At 67.4% G+C, this 18,951-nt stretch carries 13 protein-coding genes and 1 pseudogene; 13 read left to right on the top strand and 1 reads right to left on the bottom strand.

Annotation, left to right across the window (positions count from 1 at the left end; translation table 11 throughout):
- The first annotated feature begins 51 nt into the window (after positions 1–51).
- From FFS51_RS04615 to istB, 12 genes and pseudogenes are all read left to right on the top strand, one after another.
- Positions 52–393, top strand: a complete 342-nt coding sequence (locus FFS51_RS04615; protein WP_137877742.1) for a heavy-metal-associated domain-containing protein — start codon at positions 52–54, stop codon at positions 391–393.
- Complete coding sequence (locus FFS51_RS04610) at positions 390–2,672, top strand: heavy metal translocating P-type ATPase (protein WP_137877667.1); 2,283 nt, start codon at positions 390–392, stop codon at positions 2,670–2,672. Before FFS51_RS04615 ends, FFS51_RS04610 begins: the two co-directional genes overlap by 4 nt.
- Before the next feature lie 115 nt (positions 2,673–2,787).
- Complete coding sequence (locus FFS51_RS14890) at positions 2,788–2,931, top strand: YHS domain-containing protein (protein WP_249352657.1); 144 nt, start codon at positions 2,788–2,790, stop codon at positions 2,929–2,931.
- Positions 2,932–3,029: 98 nt separating this feature from the next.
- Entirely contained in the window at positions 3,030–3,473 is a 444-nt protein-coding gene (locus tag FFS51_RS04600; RefSeq protein WP_137877665.1) for a DUF6153 family protein, read from the top strand.
- Positions 3,474–3,574: 101 nt separating this feature from the next.
- The gene (locus tag FFS51_RS04595) at positions 3,575–4,198 is read left to right on the top strand and encodes a DUF305 domain-containing protein (RefSeq protein ID WP_137877664.1); all 624 of its coding nucleotides are present in this window, start codon (positions 3,575–3,577) and stop codon (positions 4,196–4,198) included.
- Between the two features lie 202 nt (positions 4,199–4,400).
- The gene (locus FFS51_RS04590) at positions 4,401–5,159 is read left to right on the top strand and encodes a F510_1955 family glycosylhydrolase (protein WP_249352656.1); all 759 of its coding nucleotides are present in this window, start codon (positions 4,401–4,403) and stop codon (positions 5,157–5,159) included.
- 79 nt (positions 5,160–5,238) lie between these two features.
- Positions 5,239–7,731 (top strand): heavy metal translocating P-type ATPase, encoded by a 2,493-nt coding sequence (locus FFS51_RS04585; RefSeq protein WP_137877662.1) that lies wholly within the window; start codon positions 5,239–5,241, stop codon positions 7,729–7,731.
- Positions 7,721–9,250, top strand: coding sequence for a multicopper oxidase family protein (locus FFS51_RS04580; protein WP_137877661.1), 1,530 nt, complete (start codon positions 7,721–7,723; stop codon positions 9,248–9,250). The genes FFS51_RS04585 and FFS51_RS04580 overlap by 11 nt, the downstream gene beginning before the upstream one ends.
- Positions 9,251–9,460: 210 nt before the next feature.
- A complete protein-coding gene (locus FFS51_RS04575) occupies positions 9,461–10,600 on the top strand; it encodes a PIN domain-containing protein (protein ID WP_171006104.1) in 1,140 nt (379 codons plus the stop codon).
- A gap of 111 nt (positions 10,601–10,711) precedes the next feature.
- Positions 10,712–14,257 (top strand): MobF family relaxase, encoded by a 3,546-nt coding sequence (gene mobF, locus FFS51_RS04570; RefSeq protein WP_137877741.1) that lies wholly within the window; start codon positions 10,712–10,714, stop codon positions 14,255–14,257.
- Positions 14,258–14,450: 193 nt separating this feature from the next.
- A pseudogene (gene istA / locus FFS51_RS04565) lies at positions 14,451–16,144 on the top strand (IS21 family transposase).
- Positions 16,141–16,941 (top strand): IS21-like element helper ATPase IstB, encoded by an 801-nt coding sequence (gene istB / locus FFS51_RS04560; RefSeq protein ID WP_054682946.1) that lies wholly within the window; start codon positions 16,141–16,143, stop codon positions 16,939–16,941. Before istA ends, istB begins: the two are co-directional and overlap by 4 nt.
- Positions 16,942–16,955: 14 nt before the next feature.
- Here the strand turns inward: istB and FFS51_RS04555 are convergent, their stop codons facing one another.
- Positions 16,956–17,345 (bottom strand): heavy metal-responsive transcriptional regulator, encoded by a 390-nt coding sequence (locus FFS51_RS04555; RefSeq protein WP_054682943.1) that lies wholly within the window; start codon positions 17,343–17,345, stop codon positions 16,956–16,958.
- 99 nt (positions 17,346–17,444) lie between these two features.
- Between FFS51_RS04555 and merA the strand changes: the two genes are divergently transcribed.
- Positions 17,445–18,821 carry a mercury(II) reductase gene (merA, locus tag FFS51_RS04550; protein WP_071044826.1) on the top strand — a complete coding sequence of 459 codons (1,377 nt, stop codon included), beginning with the start codon at positions 17,445–17,447 and terminating at the stop codon, positions 18,819–18,821.
- Positions 18,822–18,951: the final 130 nt, after the last annotated feature.

The following is an 18,951-nucleotide window of genomic DNA, read 5'->3' as shown; positions in this document are numbered from 1 at the left end:
ACGGATCCTCTTACTCACTCACTACAAAGGCTCGTGAAGGGAGCACAGAAAATGGCTGGACAGGAATATCAGGATCTGGGACTGCGCGAGGCGAGCGATGGGTGCGCTTGTTGCGTTTCCGTCGACACGACCACGGATGCGTCGTCAGCGGTGGCTGAGACGGTGTCCGCTCCGGTGACGGCGGAGTACTTCGTGGACGGGATGACCTGCTCCCACTGCGTGCGCAGTGTCACCGAAGAGGTCTCCGCGATCGAAGGTGTCTCACGGGTGGACATCGACCTCCGCGCGGGCGGTGTTTCGACCGTGACGGTCGCCAGCACAGCCCCGGTCGACCCCGAGCGGGTGCGGGAGGCCGTTGAGGAGGCCGGTTACGCGCTCGCCGCCGTGTCATGACCGTCGCGGATGTCGATCTTGACATCACCGGGATGACGTGCGCGTCCTGTGCAGCGCGGATCGAGCGGAAGCTGAACAAGCTGCCCGGCGTCGAGGCGACGGTCAACTTCGCCACGGAGAAGGCCCGTGTCCATTCGGTGGACCCGGTGCCCGTGGAGGAGTTGATCGCGGCTGTCGAGCAGGCCGGGTACGGGGCGAGCGTCCCCGCCCCGCCCCCCACCGACACCACCGACCAGACGTCCGCGCCGCGCGATGAGGAACTGGCCTCACTGCGGCAGCGACTGATCGTGTCAACGGTGCTGGCGGTGCCGGTGGCGGTGATGTCGATGATCCCGGCATTGCAGTTCACCTACTGGCAGTGGCTGGCGCTCACCCTCACGGCGCCCGTGGTTGTGTGGGGGGCGTGGCCGTTCCACCGTGCCGCGGCGATCAACGCCCGCCACGGCGCGGCCACGATGGACACCCTGATCAGCGTCGGCGTGCTGGCCTCGTTCGGCTGGTCGCTGTACGCGCTGTTCTTCGGCGGGGCGGGGATGCCAGGAATGCGGATGAGCGTCACGCTCGTCGGCACGCCGCAGTCCGGCGGCCACGAGGTATACCTCGAGGTCGCCGCCCTCGTGACCGTGTTCATCCTCCTCGGCCGCTACCTCGAGGTGCGCGCCAAGAGGCAGTCCGGCGAAGCCCTCCGCGCGCTGCTGGAACTCGGCGCGAAAGACGCCGTCGTCCTCCGAGCCGGCGTGGAGCAGCGCATCCCGGCCGCCCAGCTGGTGCCCGGTGACGTGGTCGTGGTGCGGCCCGGCGAGAAGATCCCCTCCGACGGCCTGGTCACCGACGGCGTCTCCGCGGTGGACGAGTCGATGCTCACCGGCGAGTCCGTCCCGGTCGAAGTTGCCGCCGGCTCCCGTGTGGTCGGTGCGACCGTGAACACCGGCGGACGCCTGCTGGTCGAGATCACCCGGGTCGGTGCGGATACGGAGCTTTCGCGGATGGCGAGGCTGGTCGAGGAGGCGCAGACCGGCAAGGCCCAGGTGCAGCGCCTGGCCGACCGGGTCTCCGCCATCTTCGTCCCCGTTGTCATGGTGCTCGCCCTGGTCGCGTTCGCCGGGTGGCTGATCGCCGGGGCGGGCGCGGAGGTCGCGTTCACCGCCGCGGTGACCACCCTGATCATCGCCTGCCCGTGCGCGCTCGGGCTTGCGACGCCGACGGCGCTGCTGGTCGGCACCGGCCGCGGCGCCCAGCTGGGCATCCTGATCCGAGGGCCCCAGGTGCTCGAGCAGACCCGCCGCATCGACACCGTCGTGCTGGACAAGACCGGCACGATCACCGCCGGCACTATGACGGTCACCGGCATCCACACCGCCCCCGGCACCGAACGAGCGGAGCTGATCCGGGTCGCGGCAGCCGCCGAACACGGCTCCGAGCATCCCATCGGCCGCGCCATCGTCGCCGCCGCGACGGGCCCGATCGAACCGGCCGAATCGTTCGCCGCGGAAGCCGGTCAGGGCGTGCAGGCCATCGTCGACGGCCGAATTGTCGCCGCCGGCCGCGCCTCCTGGATCAGCACACAATGGGCTATCCCGGTTTCCGACGAACTCGCCGCGATCATCGCGGCGGATGAGGCGGCCGGGGCGACCGTGACGGTGGTGGCCTGGGATGGGCAGGTGCGCGGGGCGATCAGTGTCGCCGACGCGATCAAACCCACCAGCCCGAACGCGATCGCCCGGCTGCGGCAGCTCGGGCTGACCCCGATCCTGCTTACCGGCGACAACCCAGGCGCTGCCCGGACGATCGCCGGCGAGGCCGGCATCGACGATGTCCGCGCCGGGGTCACCCCGAAGGGCAAGCTCGACACCATCCGGGAGCTGCAGGCCGGCGGGCGGGTGGTCGCAATGGTCGGCGACGGCGTGAATGACGCAGCCGCCCTGGCCGCAGCGGACCTGGGCATCGCGATGGGCACCGGCACCGACGCGGCCATCACCGCGGCAGACCTGACCATTGTCTCCGGTGACCTGGTCCTGGTCCCCGACGCGATCCGGCTGGCCCGCCACACCCTCGGGACGATCAAGGGCAACCTGTTCTGGGCGTTCGCCTACAACATCGCCGCCCTTCCAGTCGCCATGCTCGCCCTGCTGAACCCGGTGCTCGCCGGCGCCGCAATGGCGTTCAGCAGCGTCTTCGTCGTCACGAACAGTCTCCGACTGCGCCGGTTCCGCACTCTTCCCGCCCCCGCGGTCACCACGCGGTCGGCACATCCCACCACCGCACAGGTCCGCATCTGACAACCCGCCAGGAGGCACGATCATGACTAACGAGCACGAGCACGAGCACGGAGACCACGGGCATCACCATCACGAGCCGCCCGCAGGGGCGACTCATCTCGTGACCTGTCCGGTCATGCCACACAACCAGGTCGACCCGGTGTCGGCCGAGCGGCGCGGCCTATTCCGCGACTACGAGGGCACCCGATACTGGTTCTGCTGCCCCGAGTGCGGTCCCCTCTTCGACGCGGATCCGGCGCGATACGTGAACACGGTGTGATCCAGGGCTGAGACTCAGCCAGCCCCAGCGCGGATAGGTACCCTTGGTTCAGGGAAGGATGGAGGACGGCGGTGAAGACAGCGCGGACACGCCCCCCGATGCGCTCCGGGCTGCCCCGGCTCCTGCTGCTTTTCCCGATCGCTCTGGCACTCATCGCCGGCCTGCTCACCATGCACACGCTCTCCGGTGCAAACGCGAGTCTTCCTGCGGGGACGAGTGCGGTCAGTCCCCAGATGCAGGTGATGGGCGCCAATACAGGCGTCGGACATGCGATGACCAGCACGTGGCACGCCACGGTGGACGCCCAGTGCCACGGTGAGTGCAGTGACCCGATGGGGATGCCGGAACACTCCATGCTGATGATGGTGTGCGTCCTGGCACTCCTGACCGCTGCTCTCGTTTTGCTCGCCCCAGCACTTCTTACCCGCCTTGAAGAAGTCCTGGCTCGGGCGCGACAGTCCGGCGTCCGCGTCGACGCCCGTGCCGTGCTGGCGCGCCCGAGGCCGCCGTCTCTCATCGTTCTATCGATCAGTCGAACCTGATTCGAGCGCTCTCCTGGCATGCCGCCGGGAGAGATCTCGGCGTTGCCCGCGAGGGCATCCAGATCAGCATTCTTTCGACTGAGTAGATAGGACATCTCCAAATGCGTTTCCGTACCCTCACCCTGACCGCAGGCGTTCTCGCCGCCGCAATCGTCCTGGCCGGCTGTACCTCCACGAGTAGTGGTTCGATGCCTGGGATGGACCATGGTTCCGGCGGCATGAGCAGTACAGCACCGTCGCCGGCCAAGACTGCGACATTCAACATGGCCGACCAGATGTTCGTGACGATGATGATCCCGCACCATGAGCAGGCCGTCGAGATGGCGGACCAGGTCCTCTCCAAGAGCGGCATCGACGACCGTGTCGTGGCGCTTGCCAAGCAGATCAAAGCCGCGCAGGGCCCGGAGATCCAGACAATGAAGGGCTGGCTGACGAACTGGGGCATCCCCTCCGACGAATCCACGTCCGGCGGCATGAACGGTATGGGCTCGGGCGACGGGATGATGACCGGCGACGACATGGCCGCGTTGAAAGCAGCCACCGGCGCCGAGGCAAGCCGCGTGTTCCTCAAGGGGATGATCGCGCATCACCAGGGGGCGGTCACGATGGCGCAGACGGCCCTCAAGGAGGGAAAGAATCCCGACGTGCGTGCTCTGGCTCAGCAGATCATCGACGGTCAGACTGCAGAGATCACCACGATGCAGGACATCCTCGCCACCCTCTGACCCGGCCCCTCTGGGGTGGGCACGCAGCGCATGCCCACCCCAGAGGCTCCCCTTCCGCGTCCGTCGCACCGCGGCGAACGCAATCGCTGAAAGGCATCTCATGAGCTTGCGATCTGCGGCTACCACGACAGTGGCTGTCGGTGCGGCGTTTCTGCTTGCCGGTTGCACCACCGCACCGGCCACCGCGCCGCCCACTCCGGGTATGGCGTCCGCGTTCGGGCATATCCACGGCATCGTCGACCTTGGTGACGGCACCGTATTGCTGGGAACTCACACGGGCTTGTACACAATCAACACCGACGGGGTCGCCACAGGGCCGATCGGCGGCAATGACTTCGACGCGATGGGTTTGACCGGCACCAAGGACCTGCTCTACGCGTCCGGACATCCCGGCCCAAACACCGCGCAAGATCTTGGCAGCCCAAATCTCGGCATCATCCGCAGCGACGATGCCGGGACGGAGTGGAAGCCCGCCGCATTCACGGGACAAGAGGACTTCCACGTCCTCACAGCCGCAGCTGACGGTACCGTGTACGGGATTGGATCGAGCTCCCCGACGGTCCGCGCCAGCCATGACGGTGGCCGCACATGGACAAGTGGCGGCGCGATCGCCGCTGCAGACCTCACGGCAACCACGGACGGTGCCTTGTACGCCGCCACCCCGGACGGACTCATGCGCAGCAGGGACGGAGGCGCCACATTCTCCGCCGTCTCGGGCGCGCCGCTGCTCTACCAGCTCGAAGGCGACTCCGCCGGCGGGCTGGTGGGGGTCGCCACCGATGGTGTCTTGTGGCGCCTGGCAACCGGCGGCGGGTGGGCGAGGTTCGGGACCGTCACCGGGACGGTCGAGGCGCTCGGTGTGGCAAAGGATGGCACGGTCGTGTTTGTCGACGACCGGGGGATCGTCCGGATCCGCGGTACCGAGGTCATTGTCAAGAAACTGACGGAACCACGGCCGTGAGCACGACCGTGCAACACCGGGGCGGGAGCGCGCCGATGAGCTCGTGGGGTGGCACCGACATGGAGAGTGAGGCATACGAATGAACGAGCCCAGCAGCACGGTCGTGATCGAGGTGTCGGGTGTTCACTGGCCACCGTCGAAGTCGGTCACCGAGTCCGCGTTGTCTCGCCAACCCGGGGTCCTCGCGGTAGATGCGAACCCGGTCGCCCAGACGGCAACCGTGACATACGACCCCACGGTGACCTCTGTCGCGCAACTCCGGCGGTGGGTGACCGACTGCGGATATCACTGCGCCGGGCAGTCCGTCCCGGAGCACATCTGCGACCCCACGGAGGACACCCACGACCACATCGCACATTTCACCCACGACCCCGCACGGGCGGAAACTGACCGCGCCGAGCACGACGAGGGTCCGGTCGCGGACCACCAACTGCACCACGCCCCTAAGGGCGATGTCGTGCATCCCGGGCACGAGGCCGTCGCTGGGCGTGGTGCTGACACAACAGACCACAGTACGCAAGACATGATGGGGCACGGCGGCCATCACGGCGGGATGTCCATGCAGGCGATGGTCCGGGACATGCGCAACCGTTTCCTCGTCGCCCTCGTCCTGTCCATCCCGATCACGCTTTGGTCGCCGATCGGCCGCAAGGTTCTCGGGTTCGAGGTCCCGGCACCTTTCGGGCTCCGCGACGACGTGTTCATGCTGATCCTGTCGCTGCCGGTGATCTTCTACTCCGCCTGGATCTTCTTCGACGGCGCCTACCGGGCACTCCGGGCCCGCACGCTGGACATGATGGTGCTGGTCGCTGTCGGCGTCGGCGCTGGTTGGCTGTACAGCCTCATCGTGACCCTCACCGGCGGTGGCGAAGTCTTCTATGAGGCCGCCACCGTACTGACCACGTTCGTCCTGCTCGGGCATTGGGTGGAAATGCGCGCCCGCGGCGGCGCGAACGACGCGGTCAGGCGCCTGCTCGAGCTCGCCCCGCCGCGCGCGGTGATCCTCCGCGACGGGCAGCAAGTTGAGGTGCCCACGTCGGAAGTCGTCCCCGGAGACCTGCTCCTGGTGCGCCCTGGATCGAAGATCCCCACCGACGGGCAGGTCGAAGAGGGCGACTCGGAAGTGGACGAGTCGATGGTCACCGGCGAGTCCATGCCCGTGGAGAAGACCCCCGGCTCAGCGGTCATCGGCGCAACCGTGAACACGGTCGGCACGCTCCGAGTCCGCGCCACCAAGGTGGGCGCGGACACCGCCCTCGCACAGATCGTGAAGCTCGTGCAGGAGGCCCAGAACTCCAAAGCCCCTGGGCAGCGGCTCGCAGACCGGGCCGCATTCTGGCTGGTGCTGGTGGCTTTGATCGGCGGCACACTCACGTTCCTGATCTGGCTGCTCGCCGGCGCCACACTGCCGACGGCGATCCTCTTCGCCATCACAGTCGTTGTCATCACCTGCCCGGATGCGTTGGGCCTGGCGACTCCCACCGCAGTCATGGTCGGCACCGGTCTGGGCGCGAAACGAGGCGTGCTGTTCAAGACTGCCTCCGGCATCGAGACCGCCGCCCGCATCGACACCGTCGTGCTCGACAAGACCGGAACCCTCACCAAGGGCGAGCCAGAAGTCACCGACTACCTTCCGGTCGGCATAGACGACCTCGATCTGTTGTCGCTCGCAGCCGCGCTCGAGAGGGAGTCCGAGCATCCTCTCGCCAAAGCAATCGTCAGCTACGCGGAAGCCCGAAACATCCCCCGCCGCACCGCCACCGCATTCCGGAACGTGACCGGGCAAGGCGCGATCGCGACCGTGGATGGCCACCAGGTGATTCTTGGCAACGCCCGTCTGATGGCCGCCCAAAGCATCGACATCAGTCGGGTCGCGGCCACCCAGCAAGCGCTGGCAGACGGTGGCCGCACCGCCATCATGTTCGCCGTCGACGCGCAGATCGCCGGCGTCATTGCTCTCGCCGACGCCCCCCGCGACACCGCGAAAGCCGCGATCGACGCCCTCCACGAGCAAGGCATCCAGGTAGCGATGCTCACCGGCGACAACCAGCCCACCGCGCAGCGCATCGCCACCCTCCTCGGGATCGACACGGTGATCGCCGACGTGCTCCCCGAGGACAAGTCCGCCAAGATCGCTGAGCTTCAGTCAGCCGGGAGAAGGGTCGCAATGGTCGGTGACGGGGTCAACGACGCGCCCGCGCTCGCTCAAGCCGACCTCGGCATCGCGATCGGTGCCGGCACCGACGTCGCCATCGAAACCGCCGACGTCGTCCTGATGCGCTCCGATCCGCTCGATGTGGCGATCGCGTTGAAGATCGGCAAAGGCACCCTGCGGAAGATGCGACAGAACCTGGGCTGGGCGGTCGGTTACAACGCGGTTGCCCTGCCGATCGCCGCGGGCGTGTTCTACCCAGCGTTCGGGCTCATGCTCACCCCGGAGATCGCGGCGATCAGCATGTCCGGATCGAGCGTGATCGTCGCCGTGAACGCGCTTCTTCTGAAGCGTCTGCGCTTGCCTGCGCAGCCCGGATCTGACCCCGAATCCGCCGGAAAGGAAACCCATGAGCAGTAACCGGCCCCCGTTCGGCACATTGCTGAGCCGCCGCGCGTTCCTCGGGATCGGCGCCGGTGCTCTTGCAACCGTCGCACTGGCCTCCTGCACGCCTGACCCCACCTGGGTGCAACCCCGCAGCGCACCCGTGCGAGATGTCGAGCGCAAACGCAAAGGGACGGGAAGAGTTACCACCGCGACCCTCACCGCCGCCCCGACCGTGCTGGACTTGGCGGGCAAGACGGCGGCAACGTGGGCGTTCGGCGCGATCCCCGCACCAGTGATCCGCCTCGGTGCCGGCGACACGCTCAAGGCCACCGTTCACAACCAGCTCAGCGCCGACACTTCGGCGCATTGGCATGGCGTCGCGTTGCGGAACGACATGGACGGAGTGCCGCCCATCACGCAGCAACCGATCAAAGCGGGCAGCCGTTTCGACTACGAATTCATCACTCCTGATCCGGGGACGTACTGGTTCCACCCCCACGTCGGCGTCCAGATCGACCGGGGCCTCTACGGCGCGCTTATCGTCGATGATCCCCATGAGCCGCTGATCTATGACGACGAGTGGGTCATCGTCCTCGATGACTGGCTCGACGGGGTCACTTCCACGCCCGAGAAGGTGCTGACCGAACTGTCAGCGGGCATGGGCAGCATGGGCGCGACGGATGGCATGTCCATGCGGATGGGCAACATGCTGATGGGAGCGACATCCGATCTCCTCGGCGGCGACGCCGGTGACGTCTACTACCCGTACTATCTGGTCAACGGGAAACCGCCCGCCGATCCAGCCCAGTTCAACGGCCGTCCCGGGAACCGTATCCGTCTGCGGATCATCAACGCGGGTGGCGACACCGCGTTCCGGGTCGCGGTTGGGGGCCATGCGCTCACGATCACCCACACTGACGGGTTCCCGGTCGAATCGGTCGAGGTCGACAGCATCCTCATCGGCATGGGCGAACGCTACGACGCGCTCATCACCCTCCGAGACGGTGTCTTCCCGCTCGTCGCGCAGACCGAGGGTAAAGGAGAGCGCGGATTCGCCATTATTCGTACAGGGACCGGGAGTCCGCCGACATCGGACGTCATCCTTCCCGAACTGTCAACCGGCCGAGTCGGGACATCCAGCGTTGTGACGGCCGCAGCGAATGCACGGTTAGCCGCACGGAAACCGGACCGCGAGATCTCAATCGCGCTCACCGGCGGCATGAACGTCTACGACTGGGGCATCGACGAACGCCGCTTCGACATGAACCAGCCCCTGGACAACGCACAGGCTGTCCGAGAAGGCGAACGCGTCCGGTTGACCATCACGAACAAGACGACGATGTGGCATCCATTCCACCTGCACGGCCACACATACCAACACCCCGAGGGTGGCCCGCGCAAAGACACGTCGATCATCCTGCCTGAGCGCACGCTCACAGTTGACTTCGACGCCGACAACCCCGGCCTATGGGCAGCCCACTGCCACAACATCTACCACGCGGAATCCGGCATGATGACCGTCATCGGATACAGATCGGGTCTGTCAACTTGAATCGGCCTGGGATTGCCGGAGGGTGGTGTTAGGCGGCGAGCTGGTGCTCGGCGTCTACGCATGGACGCGCACTCCGCTACAACACGTGTATCGCTCCACGTCTCGCACTCCCCGCGGTTGTCGCCCGGCCCACCTGAGCCACCACACGTCTTTCAGACGAGGTCCGTGCGGTCCGGTGGCCTGGCGGCTTACGTCTGGGAGGCTGTGTGCGTGGTAGAGCTTGACCCGGCTGGCGTCCCGGGGTCCGATCGGCACCGGGACGAGTTCGCTGCGGCCATCGCCTCGATCAAAGACGTCCTACATGATCAACATGCGCTCAGCGCCGCAGACGAGATTGTCGGTCCCGATGACAGCGGCCGCTTTCCGGATGCACGAGTGGAGCCGGTACCTGTGGTGGTTGTGGATGCCAACGTGCTTCGGAATGACGTCGCGTACGCCTGTAGACGTGAGGACGCGCGCACGACGCTCGTGAACGCGGCAAATGCCGGATTCCTTCGCTTGTTCTGCGCTGCCCATGTCGTTGGCGAAGTCGCGGAGCACCTGGAGGAGTGGTCCGCACAGGCCGGTATCGACCCAGTTCAGTTCGAGATGGTCTGGGTGACTCAGTACGTGCCGCTGATCCGCCTCGTGGCGACGGTGCCGGACGGTCTGCTCTCGCGCGACGAACGGAACCGAGTCGCTGAACTCATCGGCACCGATCCCGACGACGTGCCCTCGGTCGTCTTGTCGTTGCTCGTCGAGGGGTTCTATCTCAGCGAGGATGGCGCGGCCACGAGAGCCGTCTATGGTGAACGACGCGACAAGGCCGAACTCGCGCAATGGCGCCAGGCGCTCGCCGCCGGCGGCGAAGCAGGCGCCATCCGCGTGATGCTTGAGGGTGGTGTGGTGTTCGCGCGCCTGGTCAATTTGGGCCTGACTGAGTTCTTCTCCGCCGTGAAGGGCTTGCCGACGTGGTTGCAAGGCATGATCGCTGGTGCCGCAGCAATCGGCGGAGCGTATGCGATGCGCCATCTCGATGCAGGGAGGTTGCAGGAGCTCCGCGGGCCGGCTCTTCGGCTGCTGAGTCTGCTCGTTGCGGTGGGTGAAACGCAGCAGGATGCAGCCACTCGGTTTCGCAGGGTCCAGGCGCCTGCTCCAACGGTGCAGGCCCTGTTGGAGGGTGGCGACGCCTCCAGGGTCCTTGAGCGTGCCGTCCTGCGCGAGCTGGCGCGTTCGCGCCGCTCAGATTTGAGCGCGGCGGAGATTGCGCGATTGTTGCGGAGTCTGCCTGTGAGTCATGGCGAGGCCCGAGTCCGTGAGGTGCTGCGCTCACAGCCGACTGCTCGCGAGGTCTCGAGAGGCCGGTGGTAGCTCGGCGCGCAGATCACTTGGGGGAGTTGATAGAGCGCACCGAACGACAGCGGCGCACCTTGCCGAAGTGGAGACATTTCGTCAGGCGCGAGGGCCACTGTGACGGTTTCGATGCGGGTGATGTCGGCGGGTGACGGCTACAAGTACCTCTTGAAGTCTGTCGCGGCCGGCGACCGCGACCGCTCCCTGTCCACGCCGCTGACCCGCTACTACACCGAGGCGGGCACCCCGCCGGGGTACTGGATGGGCTCGGGCCTGGGCCGCCTCGGCCACGGTGAGCTGGTCGGGGGCGCACCGGTTTCCGAAGCCCAGCTCCAGCTCTTGATCGGGATGGGCCACGACCCGATCACCGGCGACCCGTTGGGTCGCGCCTACCAGCAGTTCGCGTCCGTCGCCGAACGGATCGGGCAGCGCGTGAACGCCCTCAACTCTGAGCTGGGGCCGGCCGCACGGGCGCAGGAGGTCGCCGCGATCGAGGCCGAGGAAGCCGAGCGCGGCACACGCCGCGCCGTGGCCGGCTATGACTTCACGTTCTCAGTGCCGAAGTCGGTCTCCGCGATCTGGGCGGTCGCCGACGCGGGCACGCAGACGTTGATCGCGCACGCGCATCACGCGGCGGTTGCAGAGCTGGTTGCGTTCCTCGAACGAGAGGTTGCAGCGACCCGCGTCGGCGCAACCGGCCCGGACGGAGCGGTTGCGCATGTCGATGTCGCCGGTGTCGCGGCGGCGGCGTTCGACCACTACGACAGTCGATCCGGCGACCCGCAGTTGCACACGCACGTCGTCATCAGCAACAAGGTGCTGACCGTGCAAGACGGCCGCTGGCGCACCCTCGCCGGGCGGCCGATGCACTCGGCGGTCGTTGCGGTCTCCGAGCTGTACAACGCGGCGCTGGCCGATCGACTCGCGGGAACGCTCGGCGTCGAGTGGGCGACGCGGGAACGCGGACGGGATCGGAACCCGGCCTGGGAAGTCGAGGGCGTGCCGGACGAGCTGGTCGGTGAGTTCTCCATTCGCTCGCGGCACATCGAGGCCGAGAAGGATCGCCTGATCGCGGAGTACGTCGCCCGGCACGACCGCCAGCCGTCCGCCCGGACGGTGCTGAAACTCCGGGCGCAGGCGACGCTCGCCACCCGGCCGGACAAGCAGATCAGGTCGCTGGCCGACCTCACCCGCGAATGGCGGCAGCGCGCAGGCCGGGTGCTCGGGCAGGACGCGACCGGCTGGGCGTACGCCCTCACCAGCACCGCCGCAGAGGCTCCACGCGCGGCGCTACGAGCTGACGATGTGCTGTTGGACGTGGTGGGCGAGGTCGGGCAGACCGTGATGGAGACGGTCGGTGAGAAGCGGTCGACCTGGACCCGATGGAACCTGCACGCCGAAGCGTCCCGGCAGTTGATGGGGTGGCGGTTCGCAACCATCGAAGATCGCGAGGCGATCACTGGGCTCGTGGTCGACGCTGCCGAGCGCGCCTCCCTGCGGCTGACCCCGCCCGAGCTCGCTACCAGCCCGCTCGAGTTCCGCCGCCCGGACGGCACGACTCGGTTCCGCCCACGGCACTCGACCCTGTTCTCATCCGAGACGCTGTTGGCCGCCGAAGACCGCCTCCTGGCCCGCGCCGCTGACACCCGTGGCCCGGTCGTGTCGCTGGAGGTCGTGGAGAAGGTCACCAGCCGGCCCGACTCCCAGCACCGGATGCTGGGCGAGGATCAGGCCGCGGCGCTGGCCGCGATCGCCCTCTCCGGCCGGGTCGTGGATGTCCTGGTCGGCCCAGCCGGTGCAGGAAAGACCACGGCCATGAACGCATTGCGCCGTGCCTGGGAGCAGGAGCACGGACGCGGCTCCGTGGTCGGGCTCGCGCCATCGGCGGTCGCCGCGCAGGTCCTCGCCGACGACCTCGGCGTTCCGACGGAGAACACGGCCAAGTGGTGGGACACCCACGTTCGCACCGGGGCGACCTTCACCGCCGGGCAGCTCGTCATCATCGACGAGGCATCCCTGGCCGGCACCGCCTCCCTCGACCGGATCACCAACGAGGCGGAGCAAGCCGGCGCGAAAGTGCTCCTCGTCGGAGATTGGGGCCAACTCCAATCTGTCGACGCGGGCGGCGCGTTCTCGATGCTCGTCCACGCCCGAGACGACACCCCGGAGCTGAGCGACATCCACCGCTTCATCCACGCGTGGGAGAAGACGACCTCGCTGCAACTCCGCCACGGCCGGCCCGAAGCGATCGACACCCTCATCGACCACGACCGGATCACCGGCGGCGAGGCCGAGGCGATGATCGACGCCGCCTACCGGGCATGGCAGCGTGACCTTGCCACCGGGCTCGCGTCGATCCTGGTGGCCGAGACGCACGAGACGGTGACCACGCTCAACGCGAGGGCACGGGCGGATCGGATCATCGACGGCGCCGTGAACCCGACCCGGGAACTGCCCCTGCACGACGGCACGGCCGTCTCCGCAGGCGATCTGGTCATCACCCGGCACAACGACCGCCGGCTTCGCAACGGCCGGGCCTGGGTCCGCAACGGTGCTCGCTGGATCGTCACGCAGGTCTGCGAGGACGGATCGGTCAGCATCCGTCCGGCCGGCCGCCGGTTCGGCAGCGGGATCGTCCTGCCCGCCGACTATGCGGCCGAGTACCTGGACCTGGGCTACGCGGTCACCGCGCACCGTGCACAGGGCGTCACGACCGACTCCGCGCACGCGGTCGTCACCGCGACGACGACGCGGGAGAACTTCTACGTCTCGATGACCCGCGGCGCCCACAGCAACCACGCCTACGTCGCCGTCGACCGGGAGGACTACGAGCACGCGACCCCGCACCCCGGCGACAACCCGCACGCCACAGCACGCAGCGTCCTCTACGGGGTGATCCAGCACGTCGGCGCCGAACTGTCGGCGCACGAGACGATCACCGCCGAGCAGGAACGGCTTGGCGGAATCGCGCAGCTCGCCGCCGAGTACGAGACAATCGCGCAAGCCGCCCAGCACGACCGTTGGGCCGTCCTCCTTGCCGCCTCGGGTCTGACCGGCGAGCAGGTTGATGCTGTGCTCGACTCCGACGCCTACGGTGCCCTGTCGGCCGAGTTGCGCCACGCCGACGCCAACCATCGCGACCTCGACATGCTGCTGCCTAGGCTCATCGCCGCGCGCCCACTGGACGACGCCGATGACATCGCCTCCGTCATCCATGCCCGTCTCGCCCGCGCCACCATCCGGCCGGCCGGGTCCGGCCGCAACCGCAAGCCGGCCCGCCTCATCGCCGGGCTGATCCCGCACGCCAGCGGGCCGATGGGCGAGGATATGCGCCGCGCCCTGGACGAGCGTCGCGACCTGATCGAGTCCCGCGCTGACGCCGTGCTTCGTGGAGCCCTCGCCGACAAGAGCCCTTGGACGGCGAGCCTGGGTCCCGTACCCGAGGACCAGAGGCAGGACGCGGCATGGTGGCGCGCCGCCCGCATCATCGCGGCCTACCGCGACCGGTACCAGATCACCGACGACCGCACGCCGCTTGGTCCGGCACCGGAGAGCACCAGACAGAAGATCGACCGCACACGGGCCGAAGCAGCGCTCAGAGCACTCACGCCGAGCACGTCGCGTGAGCCTGAACGCGACATGGCGCGGGTCGCGGATCGCGGCTTGCGCTTGTGAGTATCCCCGATCCGACACGCCGCGTCGTGCAATGCCGGACCAATCACGTTGCTAGATCAAGCGGGGCGGCATCCCCGGTGGCTCTGTCAGTCTGTTTTGGCCCCGGAGTGACGGCTAGGAGTGGCCCCACTTTCTGACTTGCCGGGGCGGTTCTGACGGTTTGATCTGGCCCCACCTGAGCGTGTGTTTCGTGTTGCTTCAGGATGAGCGGGCCCGGCAGGGGTCGAAAGTGGAATTGTTCGCGGATATCCGCCGTGCCTCGCGCGTCGACGGGCTATCGGTGCGCGCGTTGGCAGACAGGTTCGGGTCCACCGTCGCACGGTGCGGCAGGCCTTGGCGTCGCCAATTCCGCCGCCGCGGAAGATACCGTCACGGATGTCTCCACGGCTGGGGCCGTACAAGGCGGTGATCGACGCGATGCTCACTCAGGATCTGGACGCGCCTCGTAAGCAGCGGCACACGGCGACAAGGGTTCTCGCGCGGCTGGTCGACGAGCACGAAGCGGCGGGACTGTCGTACTCGACGGTCCGCGACTACGTGCGCGTACGTCGTGCCCAGATCGATGCCGCAGCCGGGCGCCGCGTCGAGGTGTTCGTCCCACAGGAACACGCACCTGGTGAGGAAGCCGAAGTCGATTTCGGCGAGGTCTGGGTGATCCTTGGCGGGGTGAAAACGAAGTGCCACATGTTCACGTTCCGGCTCTCGCACTCGGGGAAGGCGGTGCACCGGGTGTACTCGACGCAATCGCAGGAAGCGTTCCTGGAAGGACATATCGACGCGTTCGACGAGATAGGTGGGATCCCGACCCGGCACATCCGGTACGACAATCTCACTGCCGCGGTACAGACGGTGCTGTATGGGAAGGGCCGTAGCCGAGTAGAGAACGACCGATGGGTACTGTTCCGCTCGCACTACGGGTTCGACTCGTTCTATTGCCAGCCCGGAATCGACGGCGCCCACGAGAAGGGTGGCGTCGAAGGCGAAGTTGGTCGGTTTCGCCGCACCTGGCTGTCGCCGATGCCGGTCATCGACTCGCTCGCCGAGTTGAACGAGCAGATCCGCCGGTGGGACGCCCGCGACAACGAGCGACGCATCAACACCCGGATCCGCACTGTCGGGCAAGACTTCATCGACGAACAAGCCCGCCTTACGCCATTGCCAGGCGAGCGGTTCGATCCTGGCCTGGTGCTCTACCCGCGGGTAGACCGCTCGAGCCTGATCACCGTGCGGATGGCGAGGTACTCCGTGCCCGCCCGTCTGATCGGGCGGAAGGTGCGGGTCTCGTTGCGGGCGTCTGAACTCGTGGTGTTCGACGGCCACGCCGAGGTCGCTCGGCACGAGCGGGTCGTGGCCCGCGGCGGGGAGTCGATCAACCTTGACCACTACCTCGAGGTCCTCAGGCGCAAGCCCGGCGCGTTGCCCGGGTCCACCGCGCTGGCCCGTGCACGCGAAGCCGGCGTGTTCACGACAGCGCATGACGCGTTCTGGCAGCAAGCGCGGAAGGTCGATGGCGACAGCGCCGGCACAAGGGCTCTGATCGATGTGCTCCTGCTCCACAGGACCATGCGAACCGTCGACGTGATCGCGGGGATCCGTGCCGCCCTCACGGTCGGGGCGGTGTCCGCCGACGTCGTCGCGGTCGAAGCCCGACTGCACGCCGCCGGGCCCGAGTCAGACCGTCATCGCGTTGAACAACCACGACGTGACGTGCAGCGAGTTGTCAGCCTGACCCAGCGTCGCCTCATGGATCCGGCCGCGGTGATCGCCGGACTCCCAGCCGACCGGCGGCCACTGCCATCCGTCGCGCACTACGACGAACTCCTTAACCGACGTTCCGAACCAGAACCGCCGGTCACCGATGAGAGAGAAGGAATCGCCGGATCATGAGCAACCCCACGAATGTCACCACGACCCTGCGTCGGCAGCGCGGGCTGACCGAAGAAGCCGCCGCGGCCGCAGTTGACCAAGCCTGCCGCAGGCTCCGTTTACCCACCATGCGGGCGGTGATGCACGAAGCGATCACGGCCGCGGAACGTGAGCAGCTGACCTACCAAGGGTTCCTTGCCGAGCTCCTCCTCGCCGAGTGCGACGACCGGGACCGCCGGTCCGTTGTCCGCCGCGTGTCGGCAGCCGGGTTCCCGAGGAACAAGTGGCTCGGGGACTTCGATTTCGACGCGAATCCGAACGTCAACCCTGCAACGATCCATACGCTCGCGAACGGGGACTGGATCCGCCGCGGCGATCCGCTGTGTCTGATCGGGGACTCCGGCACCGGGAAGTCGCATCTCCTCATCGGCCTCGGCACCGCCGCTGCAGAGAAGGGCTTCCGCGTCCGGTACACCCTGGCGACGAAGCTCGTGAACGAGCTCGTTGAAGCCGCCGACGAGAAACAACTCACCCGCACCATCAACCGGTACGGACGCGTTGACCTGCTCCTGATCGACGAGCTCGGCTACATGGAACTCGACCGACGCGGCGCCGAACTCCTGTTCCAGGTCCTCACAGAGCGGGAAGAGAAGAACTCCGTCGCGATCGCATCCAACGAGTCGTTCAGCGGGTGGACGAAGACCTTCACTGACCCGCGCCTGTGTGCGGCAATCGTCGACCGGCTCACGTTCAACGGCACCATCATCGAAACCGGCACCACCTCGTACCGCCTCAACCACACCCGTCAGCGGCAGTAGCGATCCGAAAGTCATCAGAGGTAGCGGCAGATGGACTCCGGCGTGCAGGCTTCGGACGCCGTTGCCGTCGCGTGCGCCCGAAGCTCGACGATGCTCCCTCGTAGGGCGCGCAGCTGCTCGAGCTGCTCATCAATCTCCACGAGCCGGCGGTCAAGGAGATCCAGCACGTGAGCGCACGGCGAACCACCCGTGTCGCGAACATCGAGGATCTCCGCGGTCTGCGCAAGGGTGAGCCCCGCCGCGCGAGCCCGATCGATGAACTCGAGCCGCTGCACCGTCTCGTCACCATAGCTGCGGTACCCGGCCGGGGTGCGCTCCGGCGGTTGCAGCAGCCCGCGCTCCTCGTAGTACCGCAGCGTCGACGGTCTCGTCCTCGCCTTCTCCGCGAGTTCTCCGATCCGCATCGTGACACCTCCACCGTCAGTTTGACCTTCAAGCATGCTTGAAGGTCCATTCTGTCGCATAGGGCCGCACGTGCGGCCCGGTCCACCCGAGGAGGCATCATGACTCAGCACAACGAGTTCGATCTTGCGGTGGTCGGGACGGGCGGCGCGGCGATGTCCGCGGCGATCCACGCCCGACTCGAGGGGGCGAGCGTGGTCGCCATCGAATCGGGCACGCTCGGTGGCACCTGCGTGAACGTGGGTTGCGTGCCCTCCAAGACACTCCTCGCGGCCGCGCACACCCGCCACGCCGCGCTCACGAACCCGTTCCCCGGCGCCGCCACCTCCGCTGGGGCCGTCGACCTCGGCGCGCTCGTGCAGCAGAAGGATGAGCTGGTCGGCATGCTCCGCCAGACCAAGTACGCCGACATCGCCGCCGCCTACGGGTTCGACATCCTCCCCGGCACCGCAACATTCACCGATCCCTCAACACTGCTCGTCGATGGACGACCGGTTCGCGCCAAGTCGTATCTCATCGCCACCGGCGCCGAACCGACCATCCCAACGATCCCCGGCCTCGAGCAGATCGATTACCTCACGTCGACCACGGCGATGGAACTCACCGAGCTGCCCGCTTCGCTCGTGGTGATCGGCGGCGGATTCGTCGGCCTCGAACAGGCCCAGCTGTTCGCCCGGCTCGGGGTCGAGGTCACCATCATCGGCCGGCTCGCCCCGCACGCCGAACCAGAACTCTCCTCCGAGCTCCGCAAAGCCTTCCTGACCGACGGAATCACCGTCATAGGCGACCGCGCCGCAACGATCACCCCACACGACGACCTGGTCCGAGTCCTCACCCGCACCGGGAAAGTAGCTACCGGTGAACGCGTCCTCGTCGCCACCGGCCGCACCCCCCGCACCGACGGGCTCGGCCTCGCCACTGCGGGCATCGCGACCGACACCCGCGGCTTCATCATTGTCGACGAACAACAGCGGACCACGAACCCGGCGGTGTTCGCCGCCGGCGACGTCACCGACGTGCCCCAGTACGTGTACGTCGCCGCGAGGACCGGGAAGATCGCCGCACACAACGCCCTCGGTCACTCTGAGCAGGTCGACTACACTGGGTTGCCCTCCGTCCTGTTCACCTCACCCCAACTCGCCTCGGCCGGGATCACCGAAGCCGAAGCCATCGCCGCCGGATACAGATGCGCCTGCCGATACCTGCGACTGGCCGACGTGCCCAGAGCCATCGCCAACCACAACACCCGCGGCGGCATCAAGATCGTCGCCGACGCCGACACCGGCAAAGTCCTCGGAGTCCACGCCCTCGCCGACACCGCCGGCGAGATGATGCTCGCCGCGACCTACGCCATCAAAGCCGGATTCACCGTCACCCAACTCGCCGACACCTGGGCCCCGTACCTCACCATGGCCGAAGGCATCCGCCTCACTGCGAACCTCTTCCGCAACGAACTCCCCACTTCCTGCTGCGCCTGACAACAGACAGCCACCCATGTCCCGCGTCAAGAAGTTGGCAGGGTTTCTTCGATTTCGAAGTTGGGGATGGTCGGGCTTGCGAGCCCGAGGTGGACGTCGGCGGGCCGGTTCCAGGCGATCGCCTCGTGCG

The organism is Microbacterium sp. 4NA327F11 (assembly GCF_005503465.1).
Classification (GTDB): domain Bacteria; phylum Actinomycetota; class Actinomycetes; order Actinomycetales; family Microbacteriaceae; genus Microbacterium; species Microbacterium ginsengisoli.
The sequence above is the reverse complement of the archived record's forward strand: the minus strand, read 5'-3'. Positions and strand labels throughout refer to the sequence as shown.

Coding starts and splice junctions, on each gene's coding strand:
- FFS51_RS04615 (WP_137877742.1), top strand. CDS start 52: ATGGCTGGACAGGAATATCAGGATCTGGGACTGCGCGAGGCGAGCGAT.
- FFS51_RS04610 (WP_137877667.1), top strand. CDS start 390: ATGACCGTCGCGGATGTCGATCTTGACATCACCGGGATGACGTGCGCG.
- FFS51_RS14890 (WP_249352657.1), top strand. CDS start 2,788: ATGCCACACAACCAGGTCGACCCGGTGTCGGCCGAGCGGCGCGGCCTA.
- FFS51_RS04600 (WP_137877665.1), top strand. CDS start 3,030: ATGCGCTCCGGGCTGCCCCGGCTCCTGCTGCTTTTCCCGATCGCTCTG.
- FFS51_RS04595 (WP_137877664.1), top strand. CDS start 3,575: ATGCGTTTCCGTACCCTCACCCTGACCGCAGGCGTTCTCGCCGCCGCA.
- FFS51_RS04590 (WP_249352656.1), top strand. CDS start 4,401: ATGGCGTCCGCGTTCGGGCATATCCACGGCATCGTCGACCTTGGTGAC.
- FFS51_RS04585 (WP_137877662.1), top strand. CDS start 5,239: ATGAACGAGCCCAGCAGCACGGTCGTGATCGAGGTGTCGGGTGTTCAC.
- FFS51_RS04580 (WP_137877661.1), top strand. CDS start 7,721: ATGAGCAGTAACCGGCCCCCGTTCGGCACATTGCTGAGCCGCCGCGCG.
- mobF (WP_137877741.1), top strand. CDS start 10,712: ATGCGGGTGATGTCGGCGGGTGACGGCTACAAGTACCTCTTGAAGTCT.
- istB (WP_054682946.1), top strand. CDS start 16,141: ATGAGCAACCCCACGAATGTCACCACGACCCTGCGTCGGCAGCGCGGG.
- FFS51_RS04555 (WP_054682943.1), bottom strand. CDS start 17,345: ATGCGGATCGGAGAACTCGCGGAGAAGGCGAGGACGAGACCGTCGACG.
- merA (WP_071044826.1), top strand. CDS start 17,445: ATGACTCAGCACAACGAGTTCGATCTTGCGGTGGTCGGGACGGGCGGC.